This window comes from Sphingomonas sp. 1185 (genome assembly GCF_040544655.1).
Taxonomy (GTDB): domain Bacteria; phylum Pseudomonadota; class Alphaproteobacteria; order Sphingomonadales; family Sphingomonadaceae; genus Sphingomonas.
Genome location: NZ_JBEPKL010000018.1, coordinates 20,334 through 41,369, shown reverse-complemented (window position 1 = coordinate 41,369; position 21,036 = coordinate 20,334). Strand labels below are relative to the sequence as shown.

The window sequence follows — 21,036 nt, the reverse complement described above, 5'->3', positions numbered from 1 at the left end:
CAATCGGGAACGACACCGCCGGCTATTGCTAGGTCGATTTGATTCCGAAGTTGACGTTGAGCGCCAGCGCTCCGGCCCTCGTGATCGAAATCATCCGCGAGCGATCTGTGCGACGCATCCAGCCCTGTTCGATGCACGCATTCAGCAGGGCCGCACCGACCGTCCCGGCGATGTGCGGGCGGCGTTCGCTCCAATCGAGGCAGGGGCGGCAAAACAGCCTGCGCGCCGTCGTGCGGTTCAGTGCGGTATCCACGTCAACACCGATCGACCGGAGGAACATGATCCCTTCGGCGGATAGCTCACCTCCACCAGCCAGATCGGTGATGTAGCCTCGCTCACCCATGCGATCGGCGACAGCCACGGCGATGCTGCCGGCAAGATGGTCGTAGCAGGAGCGGGCGCGCCGCATCGCGGCATCGCGAGGGCCTGTCCTTACCTTGCGGCTTGCAAGGTTCGCGGGTTCGGCCGCGACCGCCATGATGCTTTCGATCATGGTGGCGACAGTCACCGAGGCAAGCCGATGATAGCGATGGCGTCCCTGCCGCTCGACAGCCAGCAGCCCGGCCTCCGTCATCCGCCCTAAGTGACTGCTCGCCGTCTGGGGGGTGATCCCTGCAACGTCGGCCAGCTCGGTCGCCGTCAGCGCGCGCCCGTCCATCAGCGCCACCAGCATCGCGCTTCGGGCAGGATCGCCGATCAGGGCGGCGATTTCGGCAATTCCGGTCGTGGTCAGCATCTATCTCTCACCCGAAGCGGGTTTCGTTGCACACGTCCTCGTATATGCGGCTTCCGTAACGGTTCGATCCCGGTCGAAGCATCGCCCAAAGCCCGCGATCTATGAAGGCCCGGTCACGGCAACACCGGAAGGCCATTCATGATTACGTGTTTCATCCGCTATGAAATCGACCCCTTTCGTGTCGATGCATTCGAGGAATATGCCCGCAACTGGGGGCAGGCAATCCCGCGTTGCGGGGCCGATCTGATCGGCTATTTCGCCCCTCATGAGGGGTCCGCGACCACGGCCTACGGCCTTTACAACATTGAAGACCTCGCCGCCTACGAGGCTTACCGTGCGCGACTGCGCGATGATCCCCTTGGTCGAAGCAATTACGAGTTCGCAAAGCGGGAGCGCTTCATCCTGCGCGAAGATCGCATGTTCCTCCGGCTTGCTTCGACACCCCATGCCTCGCTGGTAAAACCATGATCGCCGTCATCTTCGAGGTCGATTTGGCCGAGGGCCGAACGGATCAGTATCTTGCGCTCGCCGCTGCATTGCGCGGCGAGCTGGAAACGATCGACGGCTTCCTGTCGGTTGAGCGTTTTCAAAGTATGTCGACGCCAAACAGGATGGTGTCGCTCTCGTTCTTTCGGGATGAGCAGGCCGTCCAACAATGGCGAAACACGTCCGCGCACCGTGCCACGCAGGCGCGGGGGCGAGCAGGCATTTTCACGAACTATCGGCTGCGGGTCGCCAGCGTCGTCCGCGATTACGGGATGGTCGATCGTATCGAGGCCCCAGCAGATAGCCTAGCTGTTCATTCGATGTAGGACAGTCGGCTCACCACTGAAACACAGCCACCCTTCGCATTTCCCCTGCCGGGGAGGTTTCGGGAAACCCAGTTGCTTCCCGCTCAACCATCCCAATGGGAATGCCCCGGCCGTCTCGTTCGCCGTTCCTAATCGAGAAGGCATTCACCTCACCGTCACCGGGGCTATCGTTCACGATCTGACGGTTGGCAGTCCTGCCTAGCTCTGGCATCGCTAAGCCTATGGCGAAGGTAGTATGTGAGTGGGGTATGTCCGGAATTGAGGCTTGGAAAGCCTCTGCAGACGTGTTCATCATTGTCGATGTGCTGTCTTTTTCAACAGCCGTCAGCGTTTCCGTCGAACGAGGTGCGACGGTGTTTCCGTTCCCATACGGAGATGCCACGGCAGCGGCGGTTGAAGCTGCTCGACATGGAGCGATCGCAGTATCACCGCGAAGCGCTGGCGGGGGGCAACTCTCTCTTTCGCCAGTGAGCTTGAAGCAGATTGAACCAGAATCACGCCTCCTGTTGCCGTCGCCTAACGGCTCGCGCCTATCTCTGAATACTGGCAGCATTCCGACAATTAGCGGTTGCCTTCGAAATGCACGCGCAGTCGGCGATGCGGCGAACCGCCTTGCCGGTGATGGAACCATCGTCGTGATCCCGGCGGGCGAGAGGTGGCCCGATCAGACGCTACGACCGGCCATTGAGGATTGGCTTGGAGCCGGCGCGATAATCGAAGCTTTGGACGGCATATTGGGGGCAGAAGCGGATTTGGCGGTCGAAGCCTACAAAGCGGTGAAGTCACGCCTCCCCTATATCATACGTGAAAGCAGGTCAGGACGTGAACTCTCCAACTGGGGGTACGCCGAGGACGTGGAGTTGGCGCTTGAAATCGGTGTCACCGACGTTGTGCCGTTGATGCGGGACGGTGCCTACCAATCTGCGTGAGCATCTTTCCTAGCCATTCGTCAGCTTTCCCGATCAACCATCGGGAAATGGGAAGCGGTCAGACCGTCGCTGCCGTTCGCCCCTTTGCCAACCAGTCGCGTCGAACTGCGATACCGGACGCCAGCCAGAGCGCGCCAGCAGCCATGAACCCGGCCACCTCGCCGCCTGTAGGGGTTCCGATGATGAAGCCCATGATCGCCGCCACAACCAGCGCCTTCCCAAGGACATAGAACGGGCGAAAGCCCGCAGCGAAAGCGATCGGCAGGAAATGCAGGCCGACAACCAGCGCCATCGACGGCAACAGAAGATCGGGCCGATGCAGGTTCATGACGATATTGGCAGCAAGGAAAAGGCCGACGCCTTCACCGATGCTACTCCACATGATGGCTCGTTCTTCCTTCGGCGAAGGCTTGATGCCCTCGCCGGGTGTTCGGATCACATAGCTTGCGGCTAAACCGATCAGGATGAACGCCAAGAAGGGCAGCGCCAGAATGGCCCCGGACAAGTGCCATTGCCAATATAGCGTCAACGAAGCGAAAACCGCCCCGAAGAAGCTCATAATCAGCGCGCCCCATGCCCCCACAGCCGGTCCCCTTTTTCTAGGTAGTCGGCGCACAGTACGTCTGACGTTTGGACTGGTCGAGAGAGATTAGATCAGGGGCTATGCCGACCCCTGTTCCCGATCGGGAACGACGGGCGGGACGGCAAAGATCGTCCCATTGGGATGGCGGATTGGGAAAGCGTTAGCTCACTCCCCGCTGGCCACGATCCACTTGCCGAACAACTCAAACCCGCACGCTTTTGCCAACGCAACGGACGCTTGGTTGTCCATCTGGCATCGATACTGCGGCTCATACCCTTGCTGTCGGGCAAACCCGCTGAGCGATCCAACGGCAGCACGAGCATAGCCTTTGCCGCGCGCATCGGGAAGCGTCAGGACGCCGAGGTCAGCGACCGGACTATCGTCCCACAGGATCGCGCTTGCGGCGCTGACCAATCGATCGCCATCGAAGCACCCGAATACGGCCCATTGGTCGAGTTCGACATAGGAATCTTCCCGGTCCTGCTCCGAGGCCGTTGCGTAGAAGGTGTCGAATACCGCACGGTCGTTTTCGGTGAGCCGCCGAGCCGGCGCGGAATGGCCTGCCTCCGCCGCAGCATCGGCCGGAAGGTAGAACAGGAAGTCGGGATCGTGAAAAGCGATGCCCTCGTTCGTCAGCCGCTCGCGCAAAGCCGTGGCGCTCGCCCCGGTCGTTTCAAGGTCGATCGCGGTGGCCAGCTCGGGCGTGATCGCCGCCTGTACCGAGCCATCGGCTCCTTCCAGCATCATCGCCGGACGCTTGCGGCTGAGCGTGTGGACTAAGGATAGGGTGAGATCGGCCTCTATCTCGACGACAGTGCCTTCAAAGGCTTTGCGCCAGTAATCGAGGATGGGACGGGGATAGTTGGACATACCGTCGTAATAGCATTGTCGGCGAAGGGCAGGTAGCAGCCGAAAACCCTTCCCGATTGGGAACGACGGGCGGGACGGCCAAGGCCGTCCCATTTGCGATCCTTGTAGGAAAGCCGCCTCACTCAAATTGCCGGGTTCATCTGCGCCGACACGCTATTGGCCATATGCGCCGTCACCCGCATATCGACGCCGCACCGGCAGCCGGAACGGTTTGATTTCACCCCACTGCTAACCAGCGGAAGGCAGTGACGATCGACCAAGTGTCGGACGATTGGCGTCCGACGGATTGCCGTCCATGCCATCCGCTGAAAGCGAGTGGCACGGACGGGGTCATCGCGTTTTGGTCTTCGCCTTCTTCTTTTTTTTCGGCGCGTCCTTCCGCTTTCGCGACAGCATTTCGCGCATCAGGTCAGTCGACGGGGGCGAGATCATCATGCCGAAGTTCTGCGCGCCGCGAGCGGCAGCAATGTCGTCGGTCATGGCGGAGGATGGCGGCCAGTTATGTCCCATGCCACCGTGGATCGGCGATACGCCATGTGCTCGACCCAAAATCGCGACCACTTCTTCGGGCACGCGGCTCGTATCCCGGAGGATCTTAGGCAGGATACCCGCCTTCGCCCCATAGTACCCCATGATCGCGTCCCGTTGATGCTGCAGGTAATGCGCGATGTCATCCCCACGGTCGTTGAGCCACAAATGGGCCTGATAGCGCGCCGTGTAGCCGATTTCGCCCGGTTTCGGCCGATCGGCAACCAGCGCAAGGGCTTTCTTGCGCAGCGTGTTTCCCGACTTCTCCTTGAGGATATCGTCCATCGCGAAGGGGCTGAACGCGTCGAGCGGATCGTCGTTCTTGCCCTGCGCCTGCCGCAACAGCCAGACTGCGGCAGCCGGGTTGTTCTCCGTCATCCATGCATAGCTGATCGTCGCGATCGCCCAGGACACGCGCCGCATCGACATGGTGCTGAGTCTCCGTCCGCCCGGTCGGCAGCGACAGTTCCAGTCCTGGGCCGTCATCATGATCTCCACCAGCCCGACCGAGGCGTGCTGGCGCCAATCCAGCCCCCAATATGTCGCGGCGGGGCGGTTCTGGCGCGACCATCCGTGATCGTTGCGCTGTTCCAGCCAGAAGGCGGGATGGGCCTCGAAATCGCGGGCGATCGCCTTCGCCTGTTGGGGCGTGGCGGGCGCGATATCGAGACCCTCCCGCTCTTCGGCCACCGCCGACAGGCTTGCGGCGCAGACCTTGGCCCAGGCCGCTGCCGCTTCGGCATCGCCGCGCTGCAGGATGGTCCCCGGCGCACTCAGGGCGATCGACTGATAGGGCAGCATCTCGATCGCCCGCTTGATCGCTGACGGTTGATGGGGACCGCCCGCCAGCGGGACGCGGGGCACGAAGCGCCGCGTCGAGAGCTCGATGCCTCCGTCGAATGCCATGACGAGAAGCCCGTCGTGGTTGACGGCCAGGCGGGCAAGTTCGGCGTAAAGGACGGCGACGAGGAAGGGCGGGAGATAGTCCGCCTCCGGCGCTTCCCACAACGCGCGCACGCGGTCGGGCCACGGATCATCGGCAATCGTCGGGCGCAGCGCGATCGCGCCCTTGAAGTCCTTGGCGATCACCCGGTCGAAGATTGCACGGTCGCGCAGTCGCAGGTCGTCGAGATAGATCGCCAGGTCGCGGGGCGAATGACCGACCAGCGTGACCAGATGCTCGGCACGTCCGCAATGCGCGGCCATGCTGCTGACGGCAAACGGGTCATGGCCCATGACTGCGCGAGGATCGCGCGGGCGGACCAGGATCTGCCGCCAGATCGATCCGCCGAGTTGCGCCGCGGTCATCGTACCGTCGACGATCGCAACCGCGCCTTCGGGCAGCGGGTCCAGGTCGATCGGAAGGCGATGGGGCGTGCGGGCGATGCCGCAGCCATCGGTCGGCGGCTGGCCCGGCACCCAATAGTCCCAGCCACAACGCAGACCGACGGACGGATCGATGCCGTCGTCGAGGCCGGCCTGCGCGACCGCTGCGGCGATTTCGTCGGTGATGCTCATGCCACGTCTCCCACGTCCACCGTACCTCGCGGGATGTTGAGGGATCGTATGTCGCTGCGCGCCTGCTCGATCGCGCGGGCGAGCGCGGCATCGTGATCGGCGAGCCATTGTTCCTGCGCCGCGGTGATGGCGACCAGCGCTTCGGCGGCGATCGCCAGATCATGCCAGTCCTTTTCCGACCCTGGCGGGGTTGCACCCAGCGCTCTTTCAATCTGCTGCATCCGGCCGATCAGTTCCTCGGCACGACGCGCGAGCGCGTCGTAGCCTTGGAAGCGCTCGACGCGGCCGCCGACAACGACCGAGCGGAATTCGTCGAGGATGTCGCTCATGCCGCGTTCCCCACGGTGCTCGTGTCGTCGAGCATGGGTCGATCGGTTGCGCTGATCACCTCACCAGTAGACGCGGCTGCGACGTTGGCCGAGGCGGGCGGCGGCCCGTGCGGGGTATCGGGATCGACCGGCGTGCTGGCGAGCCGTGGATTTCCGCCATGCCGCTCGATCCAGTCGTGTGCCTCACCGCGATTCATCCGGGCGGGCGGCTCGAGATCGAGCGCGGCCACCATCCGTCCAATCAGGAATCCCTGTGATTTCGTCATCGCCTTGCGCCGCCATGCATTGCTGTCCGGATGATCACGCTGCCAGACGCGAAAGCCAGCGACGTCCTCCGCATAGGCGCGGGCTGCGCGGTCGAGCAGTAGCGCCTCCCCGCGCTTCGTCCACTCGTCGAGATGGGCACGGACCGCCGCGACCTCGACCGCGATGATCGTGGCGCCTGGCATCGCGGCGGCGAAGGGTGCGACCAGCTCAATATAAGCGTCGAGCGGCTGGTGGCGCAGCCAGACGCGCGCCGCCGCCATTTCGCCCGTATATCCCACATCGCGTTCGAGCCACGCGAGCGCCATGCGGTGCCACTGCTCTGATCGCGTGGCCGACAGTAATCGCCCCTTGGCGTTACGCGCCCTTCGCTTGATCTCGGCCAGCCGTTCCTCAGCCCTGCGTTCTACCGCGATGGCCGCCTCATATTCGCGGCGGCGGCGGGCTTCGATGGCGTCGTATTCCATGGGTCTTCTCCTCGTCCGTGATGGACGGGCTGACGATACGAACCGCCGATTCCGGCCGTTGCGGGGGGCGCTCCACTTTCGCTGACGATGGATGCGCCGGTGGGTGATCGACCGCCTGCTGCGACGTCGAACCGGAACCCGCCTGCTCCGCGCATTTCCAGATCCGTCAAATGGAGCGCCCCCCGCAACGGCGGTGAGCATCGGTTCCTACGAAGCGAAAGACCGCAGATGAGGGAAGGTCTGGGGGGGTGGGATGCGAAAGAAATGTTGACCCCCGTCAACGCCGCATCCGCTCCTGATCCCACCCCCCAGCCTGCGGCGTCACGATCGAGGGCACGCGATGCTGCTGGAGACCGAGGAAGGAATATGGGCACGGGCGGACGCGACAGTCTTCCGCCTGCTGATGGACGGCGGGCGGACAGAGCGCCGTATCCAGGCGGCGGAACGCACGGTCGCCGCAGCCTTTCGGCGCGTTGTAGCGCTGCGCCAGCGTCGGCGCGTTCGCGCAGCGCGGGAACAGGCGGCGGCCGACCGCAGACTTGACCGGGAACTGGCGCGTACCTGGGGGCATCCGCTGCGCATCCGCATGGCCAAGGCCGATCGACCGGGACCAGGCAGCGCAGCATCGTCCCGTAAGATGGCGATGCTCACCGCCGTGTCGAAGCGCGCCATCCGCACCTACCGCGTGCCGCTGGTCGATGCACGCGGCCGCATGGCGCTTTTCTTCCGCATTCGATACGTCGGCTTTAAATCGAAGACATGGCGCGCGGGTCTGCCCGCTGATCACGCACTCTATATCCTGCGCGAGGACGCGCTCGAGCGGATCGGCGATGACGCGATCGATTCCGTGCCGATGTCGAACATGGGCATGAACGCGCAGGAGATTGCGGCAGGCTGGCGCGCGCTGGAGGCGGTCGAGGAAGGCTATCGCGCGAATGCGATCGTCCAGCATCGCATCATCTGGAACCTGCCGCATGACCTGACCGCGGTCGAGCGCCGCGCGCTGGTCGAGGAGTTCTGCCAGCGGACTTTCGGCCGCCTCGGCCTGCCGTGGGTCGCTGCGATCCACACGCCGGATGCCAAGGGCGACGCGCGAAATCACCACGCGCACATCTGCTTCTCGCTGCGACCGTGCGAGCGCACCGGCGACCATGAATGGTCGATCGCGCAGGAAAAGGTGAACGGCCTGACCGACCCGGACGGCCTGAAGCTGATGCGGGCGCTGGCCGCCGCGCACATGAACCGTGCCTGCCGCGCGGCTGGGCGACCGGAGCGCTTCACCCATCAGACGTACAAGGAGCGCGGGATCGACGCCCAGCGGCAGGCGCATGTCGGTGCTGCTGCGATGGCGGCGCACGAACGCGGCGAGCATGTCCATGCCATTGTCCGCAATACCGTCATCGCCGAGAGCAACGAGCTCGCGGTCGAGAAGGCTCGGGTTGAACGGGAGGTGCAGGCCCACGGCCGGCTGACGTCGCTGCTCGAACGACGGATGCACATGGCTGGCTTGCGGGCCCACGCCGCTGCGATCACCGCCCACGCGACGATGATCGCGACGTCAGCCCGCGAGATAATCGAAGGGGTCCGCCGAGCGAAGCCTGTCGTTCGACCCGTCGCTTCACAAACCGTCCTGAAGGTTCGCGATCACGCTCAGGCGGTCCTGCAGCGCATCCAGCGGCGACAGATCGTGCATCGGCCGTCGCCTGCGGTGCGGAACAGGGCCATGACACTGGCGGTCACGGCCCGAACGGTCGCGGAGCGGATCGGCATGGTAGCGTCACCGGTCATAACGTCCCAGACCGCACTGATGCAGTCCCGACGTATCGCGACGATCGTGGCGGGTCGGGCCAAGTCGAACGTGCTGCAGAGGAAACTGGCCGAGCAGCGTGCCACAGCCGCAGCGATCCACCAGCGCCTCGTCACACTTGATCGGCAACATGCGCATGAACACGCTCGCCGCCTGATCCTGACCGCTGAACCGACGCCCTATCGGCAGGAACACAACCGCCTGATCCTCGATCTGTCCGCCATGGCCATGGGGGCCCGTCAAATGATCGAAAGCCTGCCGCGCGATGATCTCGGCCGTGCCCTGCGCGAGCGTCATCGCCTCGACCAGCAGCGTGCAGCCGAACAACGCAAGACCGCTGACGCTGCGGCGAAGCGCGTGGAAGCCGAACGCGCTGCCGAAGCCGCTCGACGTATACTGGTCGAGGAAGCCTGCCGCATCCTGCGCGACGCGGAACCGCGCCCTTACCGCCGGAACGGCGAGCGGATCGTACCCGACTGGTCCGTCCTGCCTCAGCGAGAGCATGACACGGTGATAGCGGTCGGCATCGGTGACGATGACCTGCGCCGCGCTCTCCTTGACCGTGTCCGACACGACGACCGTGCCGACCGAACCGCAGCGCTGCTGGATGAGATCGAGAGGAAACGTCGTCCTGTGCCGACCGTCGATGGTCGCCGACGGGTCGATGCGCTGATGCTCGCGACCTTCGGCCTGCGTGACGACGACGTTCAAACTGAGCCGGTGCAGCGCCAGCTCGAAGATATTGCGGCACAGCAGATCGGCGAACACGCGATGATCGCAAGCTATGCCATGTCGCATTCCGACCAGCTGGTGCGGATCGACGCGGGTTGGTCGCTCAGCCAAGCCGCCCCAGATGTTATGCGAGATCTGGTCGAGGCTTGGCGCCATGACGACAAGGTGCAAAGTGTCCTTGAAAGGCTCGCCGAACGGGTGCGGGCCGACATTGGGACCGCGCCGAAGCCAGGCTTGGCGATGGCCGACCCGCTGACGGGGGCTTCACGGCGGAGCGGTGTGCCTGATGCCTCGTCATCCAGCACACCGCCGCCATTATTGCGAAGCGGCATTTATGCCGCCGCGCCGCCCGCATCTGGCGGAACCTCTCCGCGTCATGCGGATGGCAATGAAGGCGGGAGGCCCCGTCGGACGCCGCTGATCGACGATCCGGGCACGATGTCACGGTGAGTAGTCCATCACATGGTAATGTACCACTTGCCGTCGATGCGGCGTACCTTGCCGGTGTCGGTCTGTGTCGATCCATCGCCAAAGCGGGTGACGGTGGTCACCACGGCGTGATCCCCGTCCGTCTGTTGGACCTTCTCGACCTCAACCGACGTCACTCCGCCCCGCTTCTGCGCGTTCGCGGCCTTGCCTTGCAGCATTGGCGTGATGAAAATTCCGGCGGTCGCCTTGATTTCCGGGTCGATCCGCTCGAGCGCTTCGGCCGTCTGACCACGCCCGGCCGCCTCCATCGCGGCACGGGCAGCGTCACCCGGTCCCTGGCCGCAGGCGGTCAGCGCCAGAAGCGCGGCGGCTACGACCAGCGGACGGATGTGCATCGTCCCCTTCAGGATCGCGCCCATCACAGCACCGGCTCCTTGGCACGGGCGGCGATGAAGGCGTCAGCGGCCTGTTCGACAAGCTGGCCTGGTTGCTGCGCCGAACCCTCCGGTGGCGCGATCTCGACCGTTCCGCCCCGCGGGCCGATATTCGCGCTGGCGCGGAAACCACTCCCGCCCTTGCTCCAGCGTGCCGCGAATGTATCGCCGGGCTGCTCCTCGAGAGGCTTACCCCATTTCTCGACCAGCATGCGACGCCATTCGGCGACTGTCGTTCCCTGCGGCGCAAGGTACACGATCGACGACAGATGCGCCCCGTCCGGCCAGACCAGCGTCCTCAACACATAGCGTCCGCCAGCATCGTCCTGAAGCGTGGCCTCGCCAAGCACGCTGCGCCGTGTTTCCACGCCACCAACGCCTCCATGAATGTTGATGGCGCTGCGAACCTGACTTTCGAAATCGACGAAGCGGGTCACGCCCCGGCTCGTCAGCTTTCGCGTCGCGATGACGGCGGAAACCTCCGCCTCGCTCATGCCAAGGCGAAAGCCGCCGAGGTCGAAGGTGACCGGATCACCGGCAACGCTGCGATCGACAGCGCGGGTCAGGCCGACGATCACCGGCGTGGCCAGCATGGTGATGGCAGGCTGCTTCGGCCCGTTGCCGAAGACGGATGGGATCTTGTCGAGCAGCTTGGTGATGGGTGCCCGCTGGGCGGCGGCGGGCACGGCGGCCAGCCCGATGACAAGTGCAATGGTCAAACGCATAAGTGTCTCTCCCTGTGATATCGGTCGGATCAGAAGCCGGCGTGCCAGCCGACGAGCGCGGCGACGGAGCCGTCGGTGACGTCGTGCATGACGCCGAGGCGGAGCGGCATGGCGGTGCGGGTGACGTAACCGGCGGTGAGCTGGACACGGCGTGGACCAGCAAGACTGGCGCGGGTGACGCCGTACAGGACCGAACGGCTGGCAAGGTCGTAGCCGGTGCCCAGCGTCAACTCCGCCGCGCCCGCCTCGATGGCAAGCGGCTGCGCGATCCCGAGCGTCAGCAGACCGCCGGGCACCGCGCCGGTTGCCTGCACGCCGATCCGGCTGCCGAGGATCGGGGTCGCGCCCGTCACCAGCGAGGCGGCGTCGATCTTCAGCCGGGTGACGCCCAGCGAGCCATAGCCCTCCAGCGCCCAGCTATCGGTCACACCGATGCGGTGGTGAACCTCGACCATGACGGTGCGGGCGCCGCGTCCCAATCGCAGCGCACCGGCACCGGTCGGCATACCCATCAGCGTGCCATCCTCGTCGATGAACGAGGCGCGCAGATCGAGGCCACCCCGGCTCCAGCCCAGCGTCATCGCCTGCGCGGCACTCTCGCTGGCTCGCCCCGCCGCCATGGTCAGCCCGAGCCGTCCGCCACCGACCGCACGGTCGACGCCGAGGCTGTTCGCGGCCTGCGGGGCATAGGCGAGCACGCCATCGGCGAAGGGCACCAGACCCATGACATCGGCCTGGAGCATGTCGGCACCGTTCCACGCCGCATGCACCCCGGTCATCCCGTCAGTGTAACCGAAGGTGCCTGCCGTCACTGCCGCTTGGACCTGGCCCTGTCCGGGGCCGAAGCGGGTGCTGGTAAAGCCCATCGTTCCGCTGAAGCCGCCGAGCGACAGGCTCGCCTGTCGCCCCATCTGCTGGACCCGCCGCTCGATGCGGCGGTCGGCCATGATCTGCGGCTGGACGACGAGCGCGGCGACCGAACCCGAAAAGTCGCGGCCATAGGCGTCGAGCACCGTCACATGCGACAGCGCTGTTTGGATCGCAGCGGTACCGACCGCCCCCGGCACCACCATCACCGATTTCGCGACGCTGGTCTGGGTCGATCCGTTCGACAGCGTCGGATTGACCGGCGACAGCGCCGCCTTGAAGTCGACCAGCCCCATGCCGAATACCTCGTCCGGTCCCGGCGCACCGATGTCCTTGGCGGTCTTCAGGATGACGTCGCCCGCTTGCTGGCCGCTCAGCTGCGGCCATTTGGACAGGATGTCGGCGGCGAGGGCTGCGACCACGGGCGCCGCCGAACTGGTGCCGGAGAACACGCCGACCGTGCCATCGACCAGCGTGGTAACATTGGCGCCGACCGCAACGACGGTGCGGTCCTTCATCGACCCCGCCCTATTCGAATAGGCCTCGATTTCGTATTGATTCAGCGCCGGGCTGAGCGCGCCGACAAACAGCACCGCCTTGCGATTGTCGGCGGTGATCCACTGGCTATTGTGGGGATCGGCAGCGCCGTAATTGCCGGTCGAGTTGACCAGCAGGCCACCGGTCGCCGCCAGCCTTTCGGTTGCCGCAGTCCAGCTCGCGCTGCCACCGACGAGCGATGAACTGACGATCTTGATACCCTTGTCCGCCGCATAGCGGATGGCCTCGTCGGTGTGCCACAAGATTTCCCCTTGCGTCTTCTCGTCCCAGTCGGCGACGCGGAGCGCAACGATCGTCGCGGACGGCGCATAACCCACTGCGCCACCGCCATTAACCCTGGCGGCGATGATGTTGGCGACCGCCGTGCCGTGGTCCGACGCTGCGCTGCCCAGCTCGTTACGCTTGGTCCGAGTGCCGTCCGCCGCCACGATATAGCCGAAGTCCTTGGAAAGCGTCTGGTCGATGCGGCCGTCGAGCTCGCCGTTCACGTTCATCACGCCATCGTCGACCACGGCGACGGTAACGCCTTGGCCGGTGTGCCCGCTGTCGAGCGCGTACAGCGCATTCATGAACTCGTTCGCACCGTAGTTGCGGCGGAACTCGGGCGTGTCGTTGACCGAGCGGATCGGCTGGCGGTCCGATGGCGTGATGACATAGCCTGGCGGTGGCGGCACTGGCGCCGAATAGACCGGTGGCGTTGGCGTTGGCGTTGGCGTTGGCGTTGGCGTCGGCGTCGGCGTCGGCGTGGGTGAAGGCGTCGGAGACGGCGCGGGCGTTGGGCTCGGCGACGGCGTTGGCGACGGGGTCGGACTTGGCGATGGCGTCGGTGTCGGCGCAGGCGTCGGTGATGGACTGGGCGTCGGCGTCGAGCCGCCAGTCGGCGGTGGCGTCGCCACGCTGCCCGAACTGCTGATCGCGCCGCCGCCCCCGCAGGCGGCGATCGTCATCGCCAGCATGCTGGCCGACGCTGCTCTGATCTCCCGTATTCCAACCATCATCATCCCCCGATGGGGGTGCATACCGGACAGCCGGCGGCACCCCGTGAAATGGCGGGGTGCCGGCCCTCTGGAGACCGGATGTTCGAAACCTGCAGTAAAACAGGCGCGGGCGCCTTTAGCCGGGTGGCCTGGACATACGCGTCCGCCACCCGGTCACAAAGAGCTTTGCGACCGTTTGTTGGTCTTGCGACCGGCTTTTACTGCGGGGTTTCGACGCCCCGGTTCGCGGACAAAATCCGCGAACCGCCTCAGGCTATAAGTCAAACCTTAACGAATTGCGACAGTCCGAAGGGCACATCCATGCCGCTGGCATGGAAAAGGGGCGCTGTTGGCGCTGATCCGTACGGACAGATGAAGCGAAGGTTCTGAAAGAAGGGAAAAACAGGGCCGGCATCCGCCGGCTCGGCCCTCGGTCAGAATTTTCATCGTCGATCGGTCCTGCCGGTCATTCCCACCATCCGCGTGTCCTTACCCCAGCCGCCTCGCGCGGCCTGGGGCCTATGGCGCGTACCTGGAGCTCTCCGCCTATGCTTCCTTCACCTATCATCACGGCCCTGAGCGTCGCCCGGCTCGACGTCGGTCATCGCCTGGGCGTCGACCGCCAGATCCCCATCGGGGCTGCCGTTCTGACCGCCGAACTGCGCGGTCCGGACATTCACTTTGCCTTCGACAGCTGCGTCCTCCAGCCTTCTGATCCCGCCGAGTGGCTCCTGACCTGGCTTGACGAACAGCTGCTACGTGATGGGGCAACGATTGCCGGATATGGCCTCGACGACGACGCGGCACTCCTCGACCACCTGCCGGGAGCCGAATGGTCGCCCTGCATCCGCGCGCTCGCGGGATGCGGTCAGCAATATGCCCTGAACCTGACCGCCAGCCATGACGACAAACGGCTGACCTTCGCGCAGGCCTGCGCGAACATGAACATTCTCCATGCCCCGGTCGATCGGGGCCGCCGTTTCGCTGCCTGGCTGCGGTCGGACGTCAGTGAGATCGAGGGGCAGGTGCAAGTCGATGCAATCGCCACCTTTCGGCTCGTCATACGGCGCTTCGCCGCGCTGAACCCGGTCGGACACAGCATCGCCGCCGTCCTCAGCGACCATCTCTCCGTCTGGCTCGGCGAAAGCGATCACGCCGCAGCGCAAGCGCACGTCGCGGACCTGCTGTCCGCCGCCGACTGATCCCACACGGCCGCCATACGGCCAAAATTCAAGGAAACGCCCATGTCTCTCATCGACCTGTCGATCGAGGAGCGAGGTTTCGCGCCCGCGTCGATCGCACTCGCCATCCGCACCATCGGGGCCTGTCCCGCCGCGCGCAACAGGCCGGATGCCCGCATCCTCTGCGGGATCGGCCTACTCACGGTCTCCACTGATCATGAGGGCTACCGCTTCTCGACCGAGGCTCGCTGCCTCGGCGAAGGGGACACCGTCCTTGATCTGCTCGACTGGCTGGAGCCGCACGTCGCATCGCCCGGTGCCGTGGTCAGCTGGGACAATTTCGGCGCGGTGCCCTACCGTCTGCTCGCGCTGGCCGATCCGGCGCGCCATCCGCAGATCATCATGGCCGCCGCCGACACCGCGGGACGATGGCGGGCCCTGCCGCTCGGGTACACGTGGCACCTTCGCCAGGCGCGTGCGCATCTCATGCCCTGCATGTGCCTGCCGCAAACGCCGGTCGACGAATGCGCTGCAGAGATGCCGACCGTCCTGCTGCCGGATCCAGCGACCACTGCGGTCGAACTGATCGGTGAGGCGATCGCCGGATGGCGATGCTGGGCTCAAGGCTTCGGCGATTTCGACGACGCTGACCACCCCGCACAAGCCGCGCTTAGGGCGCTGGACCGCTGGCGGGGCGAGCAGCCCGCCACCCGCTGACCTTTACCCATCGAAATGCGGGCGCGCGAGCGCCCGCCGGAGAACAACCATGCACCACGACCTGACATCGCTCTGGAAGAGCAACACGCCCCGCTTCGTCGTCGTCCTCGATGCCGAACTCGCCTATAACCATGAAGCGCATGGCCGATACCAGGCAAGCGAACGCTTCCTGCCCGCCGATGCCGCTAATCTGTCTTCGCGCGAATTACGCACGGACCCGCGCGTGACGCCCCGCTGGCCCTGTCACCGGATCACGACGCTGAGTTGGCTGGTGATGACCGAGGCCGAGGACGGCTTGCGCCCGGTCAGGCTGGAAACGCGCGGCCTGCCGGAGCACGATGAAGCTGCTGTCCTGAAGGCCTTCTTCACCGACATGGAACAACTCGGCCATGTCCAACTCGTGACCTGGGGTGGCTTCCACGCCGACCTGCCGCAGATCCTGATCGGGGCGATCGACGCTGGCCTGCGGTTGCCATCGTGCCTGACCGGCCTGTTGTCGCCGTGGCGGCGCGATGCATCGGGCCATCTCGACCTCTGCAGCGAAATGTGTGGCGGGGCGGCACCCGCACACCTGGCTGAGGTCGCTGCCCGGCTGGGCATCCCGGCCAAATTGACCTGCCGGCCGGACCTCGTCTCGCAATTGATGCAGCAGGGCAAATGGTCGGCAGTCCGCTCGGTCTGCGAGGGCGATGTGCTGAGCACGGCGGCACTGTTGATGCGCTGGCGTCACCTGTCCGGCGGCACCGTCTCGATGCTGGAGGCCATGCGGCGGTTGACTGGGTTCGTTGCCGAGCACTGTGGTCATCGCCCCTACGCTGCCGACTGGGGACGATACGGCGACCGCGTCCTGCACGAAGCCATCATGGCCGAAACACTCAAGCGCGAAGTGCTCGCGCCCTGAGCCCAGATCAGAACAGACAAAGAATATGCGCCCCTTGGAGAGCGGAAAACAAGAAGATCGGCGCATGGCTCGGCCTGCGTCGGTCGCAACGGAAGGTAATGAATATGATCGAACGTACCCCTCAGCAGCAGGCCGCCAACCTCATCACCGCCACCGGCCATTTGCTGACCGGTTCGCCCGGCCAGCAGGCCAACCTCGATGACAACCTCGCAATCATCGTCGGCCCGCCGGTCCGCCCTCTCAATCTGCTCAACTGGACCAACTGGGTTCGCAGTTCGCGCCAGAACATCGTTCACATCTCCTTCCGGGAGGATTGGGCCGGCGTCCCCAACGTCGCGCTGGTGTTCGTCGACGATGACGACCGCTCCCTCATCGCCGAGCACTGCTGGCTCTGGCTGCCACAGAGCGGCGGTCGCTGTTGGCTCATCCCGGATGGTGAGGGTTGGGGCGCATACCGGCTCGACGCCGACCTGAAGCTCCGCCACCATCCACGCGCCCCGGTGCGCGGCGAAAAGGCACGGCAAGACGGCTACATGCGCGCCTATCGGCGCTTAGCCGATATCTTCGAGAAGCAGAGTGCCAGCGGCTTCGAGCTACCGTTGCCGGAGCAACTGCGTACGGCGGCGTGACACGGTCGCAAATTCAGTACGTTATGAAAAAAAACAGATGCTCGTCGTAATTGGCGAGCATCATCATTCAGCGACGCTTATTTCGCCTACCGCGCCAAGATGTATTTTTAACGATTTAGCGCTTATATCTATATAGAAGGGGTATCGAATATGCACGTATATCGCATTCTTGTCGGCAACAAATTTCATACCGCTTCTTTGCTCGTTGCGTCTGCTGATGAAGGACGTGCGCTATCCGCGGTCGAAACCTTCCTCCAATCAGAGGAAAATCGCGAGATGGAGCGTGAAGAGATTGAGTGGTCAAAAGAGGTAGAGAGCAAAGAGATTGTTTCTGAAAATGATCACCGCTATGCTACTTTCGGCCATCCTGTCGAGCGGTGCGATGATCTTTGTCATCAAAATGACGGACATGGCCCCTCCTTCGTAAATGACCTCTTAGCCAATCCTGACTCCGTGATCGTGGATGACAGCTGGAACAACGGCTAGACAGATGTGATAAACTTGCCGAGGCGATCGAGGTAGCCACCATCTTCGAACAGACCAAGCGCGACTTCGTCCTCGTCCAATTTGATCTGCCCGTCGCCGACGGGCCGGTCGGCATGCGGCACATCCTTGTCGAGTGGCACGCCGATGTGCAGCCCTACCTCGCCAGCGACGACGGGGTCATCGAACTGCTCAGCGACACGCACCGCTGGTCGGTCGGACCACGATCCATCCTGACCGCGTCGCCCCTGCCATCCCGCAGCCAGATCAAACGCGGCATCGAACTTCCCGGGTAAGCGTGGCCAGTAGGCCGCCTTGTTATTGAGCGCGGCTTTTCTGGTAGGCGAGTTTGCCGGCGTGGCGGCGGATTGCGATGGCAGCGACGGCACGTCGAGTGAAGCGCTCGTCGATGTCGTCGGCGTTGTAGGGTCCGCCATACCATTCGCGTAGGTGTTCGTGTTCTTCGTGACTGGGGTCGGCCATGGCATCGAGGAACATCTCGAACCCGGGCAAGCCGCCGACATCCTCTGGCGGGCAGCGCCGGGCGCCATCGACGAAGCGCGGATATTTGACGTCGGGTTCACCGGGGGCGACCGTCTCAAGCGTAATGGTGTGCCGCCAGTCGTCGCCCATGTCGTAAGTGTAGACGAGCTCCCGCACGCCCCGGTCGATGAGGGCCGCGAGCTTCACGTTCTTGGCCGCGGTCATGCCGTTCTCCGGCCACATCGGGTCGGGGATGCCGTAGCGCCGGTCGTCGGCCTCGAAATACCACAGATGGCAATTCTCCCAGCCCATTGCGGCCTGGATGATGTCATGGAGCATCTTGAGGCTGGCGGTGACCGGCACGTCGACCCGGCGCCAGATGGCGGGTTTGATGTCATCCAGGACGATATGCAGGCGGGCGATGGTTTCGACGCTCATGCCGCCAGTCTGGCAGGTTCGGGGGACCAATTCCACGGCATGAGTTCGTCCCATCGGCTGGCAGGCCAGTCGCCCGCGACCTTGGCGATAACGTCAGCGATATAGGCCTGCGGGTCGACGCCGTTCGCCTTGCAGAGCCTGCCCCGGCGAAGGCCGGGGTCTGGATGACGGTGTAGATGGCAGCGGCCCGTTCGCCACCTGCGCGCGAACCGGCGAACAGCCAGTTGCGGCGTCCAATGGCAACACCGCGCAGTGCACGCTCCGCGATATTGTTGTCGATTTCCAGACGACCCTCACCCAGGAAGCGCGACAGTGCCTGCCAGCGCTTGGTGCCGTAGGCGATGGCTTTGGCCATGTCGGACCTGGGCGACAGATGGCGAAGGGCGGCGTCGAGCACCTCGCGCAGGGCCTCGACCAGCGGTTTGCTCCGCTCCTGCCTGACACAACACCGTATGTCGGGCGGCTGACCGCGCACCTCGGCCTCGACGGCATAGATCGCTCCGATCCGCTCGAGAATGTCGGTGGTCAGCGGCGTGGGCGACCGCTCGTGCAGATCGAAGACCTTGCGCCGGAAGTGTGCCCAGCACGCGACTTCGATCACGCCACCACGATACAGTCCGTCATAACCGGCATAGGCATCGGCCTGAAGGAAACCGCGAAAGCCGGCGAGATGGGCCATCGGGTGCGCGGCTGTGCGGTCGGGCGTGAAGCGATACCAGGTCGCGCGCGGCGCCGTGCCGCCGGACGCCTGGTCGTCGGCTGCGTACACCCATAGCCGCCCGGTCGCGGTCTTCCCCCGGCCGGGGTCGAGCACCGGTACGGGCGTGTCGTCGGCATGGATCTTGTCGGCCTTGAGCACCTCGTCACGGATGCGGCTGACGATGGGGTCGAGGAGCACTGCGGCCTGTCCGGTCCAGCCCGCCAGCGTCGAGCGGTCGATGTCGAGCCCTTGCGCGGCCATCATCTCGGCCTGGCGGTAAAGCGGCAAATGGTGGTCGAACTTTGAGACGACGACGTGCGCCAGCGTGACGAAGGTGGCCTTGCCACGCGCCACGGCCCTGACCGGGACGGGAGCCTGGACGATCTTGTCGCAGGAACGGCAGCTGTATTTGGGGCGGACGTTGCGCACGACCCGCCAGCGCACCGGCACGATGTCGAGCATCTCGTGTGCGTCCGAGCCGAGCGGGCGCAACGCGCCGCCACAGTCCGGGCAGGTGCAGGCACCCGATGCCGGCTCATGGATGACGTCCTCGCGTGGCAGATGTGCGGGCAGACTGCGGACGGGCCACCGGCCGAACCGCCACGCCGCTGTCGGCCATCTCAGGCCCAGGCGCGTTGCGCTCCGTCTCCAGTTCCTCCAGCGCCAGTTCGAGCTGCTCGATCTCGCGGCCGAGCTTTTCGGACGAGGCACCGAACTGCATCCGCCGCAGCCGGGCGATCTGTCCGCGCAGGGTATCGATGAGCAGATCGCGGGCGGCGAGCGCGGCATTGGCCCGGGCGAGTAAGGCCTCCAGCGCGGCGATCCGCGCGGTGGCATCTGCAGGGGAAACAGGCGCTTCCGACACGCTGTCTTCATAGCAGATTGCAGGTCGGCGAGCGAGCAAAAGCGGCGTAAAACCGCCGTTCTCACCCCGCCAGCGTCGGCGTAAACGTCCGCTCGGGCCGACGCCAGTCGATGCCCTCCAGCAGCATCGACAATTGCGCCGGCGTCAGCACCACCGTGCCGGTCGCGGTCACCGGCCAGATGAAGCGGCCACGGTCGAGCCGCTTGGAAAACAGGCACAGGCCTTGCCCATCGAACCACAACAGCTTGACCAGATGACCCCGCTTGCCGCGGAACGCGAACAACGCTCCGGAATGCGGGTTCTGCACCAGCACCTGCTGCACCAGTACCGCCAAACCATCGAACCCCTTGCGCATGTCGGTCACGCCGCATGCCAGGAACACCCGCGTCGGCAACGGCACCGGGCTCATCGCAGCACCGACAGCACCCGTGCCAGCGCCCCTGCATCCACGGCAGCATCCACGCTCACCCGCACGCCACCCGGCAGTTCGATATGGATGAACCCCGGTGGACATGGTGCCGGCTGCGGTGTCCGCACGACCGGTTCCGCCACCTGCACTTCGGCGAATACCGGCAACGACGGCACGGCACTCGCCAGCGTGCCCTCCCGCAACTGCTTGCGCCACGTGTAGATCAGGCTGCTCGACACTTCACGCCGGGCGATGACGTCGCAAACCCGCACCCCCGGCCGGAACGCCTCCGCCAGGATCTCCAGCTTCTCCGCGTCCGACCATCGCCGTCGACCCGACACACGGCCGACCACCTCCATCCGACCAGTCATACGAGTGCTCGTATGACCAGTCGTAGAACCGAAAACTTCCCGCACCGCCCGCGCCCTCGTCAAAGGCGACAAGCATCCTGACCGCCAGCGCTACCGCAAGGCGGCCTGCTGACCACGCTTACTTCCCGGTTCGGTTTTCATCCCCGCCGGCGGCAGCTACGCCGATGCCATGCCGATGGAGGCGCTGCGGGCCGCGGCGTGAGACATCATAAACCTCATCGGCGCGTAATATGTGCGCACCATCAACGCGGACAGTGCTGTTACATCGCTGGCGGTCGATTGGACGACAGCGGC

The 21,036-nt window shown here is 64.9% G+C and carries 25 protein-coding genes and 1 pseudogene; 10 read left to right on the top strand and 16 right to left on the bottom strand.

From position 1 onward, the window contains the following. Positions 1-28: 28 nt before the first annotated feature. The gene (locus ABIC44_RS12885) at positions 29-736 is read right to left on the bottom strand and encodes an ArsR/SmtB family transcription factor (RefSeq protein WP_354295876.1); all 708 of its coding nucleotides are present in this window, start codon (positions 734-736) and stop codon (positions 29-31) included. A 138-nt stretch (positions 737-874) separates the two neighbouring features. Between ABIC44_RS12885 and ABIC44_RS12880 the strand changes: the two genes are divergently transcribed. The 3 genes from ABIC44_RS12880 (at position 875) to ABIC44_RS12870 (ending at position 2,477) form a co-directional block, all read left to right on the top strand. Further along, positions 875-1,204 (top strand): NIPSNAP family protein, encoded by a 330-nt coding sequence (locus ABIC44_RS12880; protein ID WP_354295875.1) that lies wholly within the window; start codon positions 875-877, stop codon positions 1,202-1,204. Next, positions 1,201-1,548, top strand: coding sequence for an antibiotic biosynthesis monooxygenase family protein (locus ABIC44_RS12875; protein ID WP_354295874.1), 348 nt, complete (start codon positions 1,201-1,203; stop codon positions 1,546-1,548). The genes ABIC44_RS12880 and ABIC44_RS12875 overlap by 4 nt, the downstream gene beginning before the upstream one ends. A 221-nt stretch (positions 1,549-1,769) precedes the next feature. After that, entirely contained in the window at positions 1,770-2,477 is a 708-nt protein-coding gene (locus tag ABIC44_RS12870; RefSeq protein WP_354295873.1) for a 2-phosphosulfolactate phosphatase, read from the top strand. A 58-nt stretch (positions 2,478-2,535) separates the two neighbouring features. Here the strand turns inward: ABIC44_RS12870 and ABIC44_RS12865 are convergent, their stop codons facing one another. The 5 genes from ABIC44_RS12865 to ABIC44_RS12845 all read right to left on the bottom strand — a co-directional run bounded on the left by ABIC44_RS12865 (position 2,536) and on the right by ABIC44_RS12845 (position 7,036). Next, a complete protein-coding gene (locus tag ABIC44_RS12865; RefSeq protein ID WP_354295872.1) occupies positions 2,536-3,036 on the bottom strand; it encodes a hypothetical protein in 501 nt (166 codons plus the stop codon). 189 nt (positions 3,037-3,225) lie between these two features. Continuing rightward, positions 3,226-3,930, bottom strand: a complete 705-nt coding sequence (locus ABIC44_RS12860) for a GNAT family N-acetyltransferase (protein WP_354295871.1) — start codon at positions 3,928-3,930, stop codon at positions 3,226-3,228. Positions 3,931-4,260: 330 nt separating this feature from the next. After that, complete coding sequence (locus ABIC44_RS12855; RefSeq protein ID WP_354295870.1) at positions 4,261-5,976, bottom strand: hypothetical protein; 1,716 nt, start codon at positions 5,974-5,976, stop codon at positions 4,261-4,263. Further along, positions 5,973-6,305: a hypothetical protein gene (locus ABIC44_RS12850; protein WP_354295868.1), complete on the bottom strand. Its 333-nt coding sequence runs from the start codon at positions 6,303-6,305 to the stop codon at positions 5,973-5,975. Before ABIC44_RS12850 ends, ABIC44_RS12855 begins: the two co-directional genes overlap by 4 nt. Then, complete coding sequence (locus ABIC44_RS12845) at positions 6,302-7,036, bottom strand: hypothetical protein (protein WP_354295866.1); 735 nt, start codon at positions 7,034-7,036, stop codon at positions 6,302-6,304. Before ABIC44_RS12845 ends, ABIC44_RS12850 begins: the two co-directional genes overlap by 4 nt. Before the next feature lie 340 nt (positions 7,037-7,376). Between ABIC44_RS12845 and ABIC44_RS12840 the strand changes: the two genes are divergently transcribed. Beyond that, entirely contained in the window at positions 7,377-10,025 is a 2,649-nt protein-coding gene (locus ABIC44_RS12840; RefSeq protein ID WP_354295865.1) for a MobA/MobL family protein, read from the top strand. 8 nt (positions 10,026-10,033) lie between these two features. Here ABIC44_RS12840 and ABIC44_RS12835 read toward each other — a convergent pair whose 3' ends face one another. Genes ABIC44_RS12835 through ABIC44_RS12825 form a run of 3 tightly spaced genes read right to left on the bottom strand, consistent with a single transcriptional unit; the run spans position 10,034 to position 13,262 of the window. Continuing rightward, positions 10,034-10,423 (bottom strand): DUF4878 domain-containing protein, encoded by a 390-nt coding sequence (locus tag ABIC44_RS12835; protein ID WP_354295864.1) that lies wholly within the window; start codon positions 10,421-10,423, stop codon positions 10,034-10,036. After that, positions 10,423-11,163: a hypothetical protein gene (locus ABIC44_RS12830; protein WP_354295862.1), complete on the bottom strand. Its 741-nt coding sequence runs from the start codon at positions 11,161-11,163 to the stop codon at positions 10,423-10,425. Before ABIC44_RS12830 ends, ABIC44_RS12835 begins: the two co-directional genes overlap by 1 nt. 29 nt (positions 11,164-11,192) lie before the next feature. Continuing rightward, positions 11,193-13,262 carry a S8 family serine peptidase gene (locus ABIC44_RS12825; RefSeq protein WP_354295860.1) on the bottom strand — a complete coding sequence of 690 codons (2,070 nt, stop codon included), beginning with the start codon at positions 13,260-13,262 and terminating at the stop codon, positions 11,193-11,195. A 35-nt stretch (positions 13,263-13,297) separates the two neighbouring features. Here ABIC44_RS12825 and ABIC44_RS12820 point away from each other — a divergent pair, with 35 nt between their 5' ends. The 6 genes from ABIC44_RS12820 to ABIC44_RS12795 all read left to right on the top strand — a co-directional run bounded on the left by ABIC44_RS12820 (position 13,298) and on the right by ABIC44_RS12795 (position 17,479). After that, positions 13,298-13,501 carry a hypothetical protein gene (locus ABIC44_RS12820; protein WP_354295859.1) on the top strand — a complete coding sequence of 68 codons (204 nt, stop codon included), beginning with the start codon at positions 13,298-13,300 and terminating at the stop codon, positions 13,499-13,501. A 612-nt stretch (positions 13,502-14,113) separates the two neighbouring features. Continuing rightward, the gene (locus tag ABIC44_RS12815) at positions 14,114-14,767 is read left to right on the top strand and encodes a hypothetical protein (protein WP_354295857.1); all 654 of its coding nucleotides are present in this window, start codon (positions 14,114-14,116) and stop codon (positions 14,765-14,767) included. Between the two features lie 42 nt (positions 14,768-14,809). Continuing rightward, positions 14,810-15,463 carry a hypothetical protein gene (locus tag ABIC44_RS12810; protein ID WP_354295855.1) on the top strand — a complete coding sequence of 218 codons (654 nt, stop codon included), beginning with the start codon at positions 14,810-14,812 and terminating at the stop codon, positions 15,461-15,463. A gap of 49 nt (positions 15,464-15,512) precedes the next feature. Then, positions 15,513-16,364: a hypothetical protein gene (locus ABIC44_RS12805; protein WP_354295854.1), complete on the top strand. Its 852-nt coding sequence runs from the start codon at positions 15,513-15,515 to the stop codon at positions 16,362-16,364. A gap of 104 nt (positions 16,365-16,468) precedes the next feature. Continuing rightward, entirely contained in the window at positions 16,469-16,993 is a 525-nt protein-coding gene (locus ABIC44_RS12800) for a hypothetical protein (RefSeq protein ID WP_354295852.1), read from the top strand. A gap of 150 nt (positions 16,994-17,143) precedes the next feature. Next, positions 17,144-17,479 (top strand): hypothetical protein, encoded by a 336-nt coding sequence (locus ABIC44_RS12795; RefSeq protein WP_354295851.1) that lies wholly within the window; start codon positions 17,144-17,146, stop codon positions 17,477-17,479. Here the strand turns inward: ABIC44_RS12795 and ABIC44_RS12790 are convergent. From ABIC44_RS12790 to tnpA, 7 genes and pseudogenes are all read right to left on the bottom strand, one after another. Then, positions 17,476-17,682, bottom strand: a complete 207-nt coding sequence (locus ABIC44_RS12790; protein WP_354295849.1) for a hypothetical protein — start codon at positions 17,680-17,682, stop codon at positions 17,476-17,478. The two genes, ABIC44_RS12795 and ABIC44_RS12790, sit on opposite strands and share 4 nt — an antisense overlap. Before the next feature lie 112 nt (positions 17,683-17,794). Next, on the bottom strand, positions 17,795-18,397 hold the full coding sequence (locus ABIC44_RS12785; protein ID WP_354295848.1) for a plasmid pRiA4b ORF-3 family protein: 603 nt from the start codon (positions 18,395-18,397) through the stop codon (positions 17,795-17,797). Further along, positions 18,394-18,486, bottom strand: coding sequence for a hypothetical protein (locus ABIC44_RS12780; protein ID WP_354295903.1), 93 nt, complete (start codon positions 18,484-18,486; stop codon positions 18,394-18,396). Before ABIC44_RS12780 ends, ABIC44_RS12785 begins: the two co-directional genes overlap by 4 nt. A gap of 128 nt (positions 18,487-18,614) precedes the next feature. Beyond that, a pseudogene (gene tnpC, locus ABIC44_RS12775) lies at positions 18,615-19,640 on the bottom strand (IS66 family transposase); the annotation flags it as partial. Continuing rightward, a complete protein-coding gene (locus ABIC44_RS12770) occupies positions 19,633-19,962 on the bottom strand; it encodes an IS66 family transposase (protein WP_354295847.1) in 330 nt (109 codons plus the stop codon). The gene ABIC44_RS12770 and the pseudogene tnpC, both read right to left, overlap by 8 nt. 61 nt (positions 19,963-20,023) lie before the next feature. After that, on the bottom strand, positions 20,024-20,371 hold the full coding sequence (tnpB, locus tag ABIC44_RS12765) for an IS66 family insertion sequence element accessory protein TnpB (RefSeq protein WP_354295845.1): 348 nt from the start codon (positions 20,369-20,371) through the stop codon (positions 20,024-20,026). Then, the gene (gene tnpA, locus ABIC44_RS12760; RefSeq protein WP_354295843.1) at positions 20,368-20,742 is read right to left on the bottom strand and encodes an IS66-like element accessory protein TnpA; all 375 of its coding nucleotides are present in this window, start codon (positions 20,740-20,742) and stop codon (positions 20,368-20,370) included. Before tnpA ends, tnpB begins: the two co-directional genes overlap by 4 nt. Between the last annotated feature and the right edge of the window lie 294 nt (positions 20,743-21,036).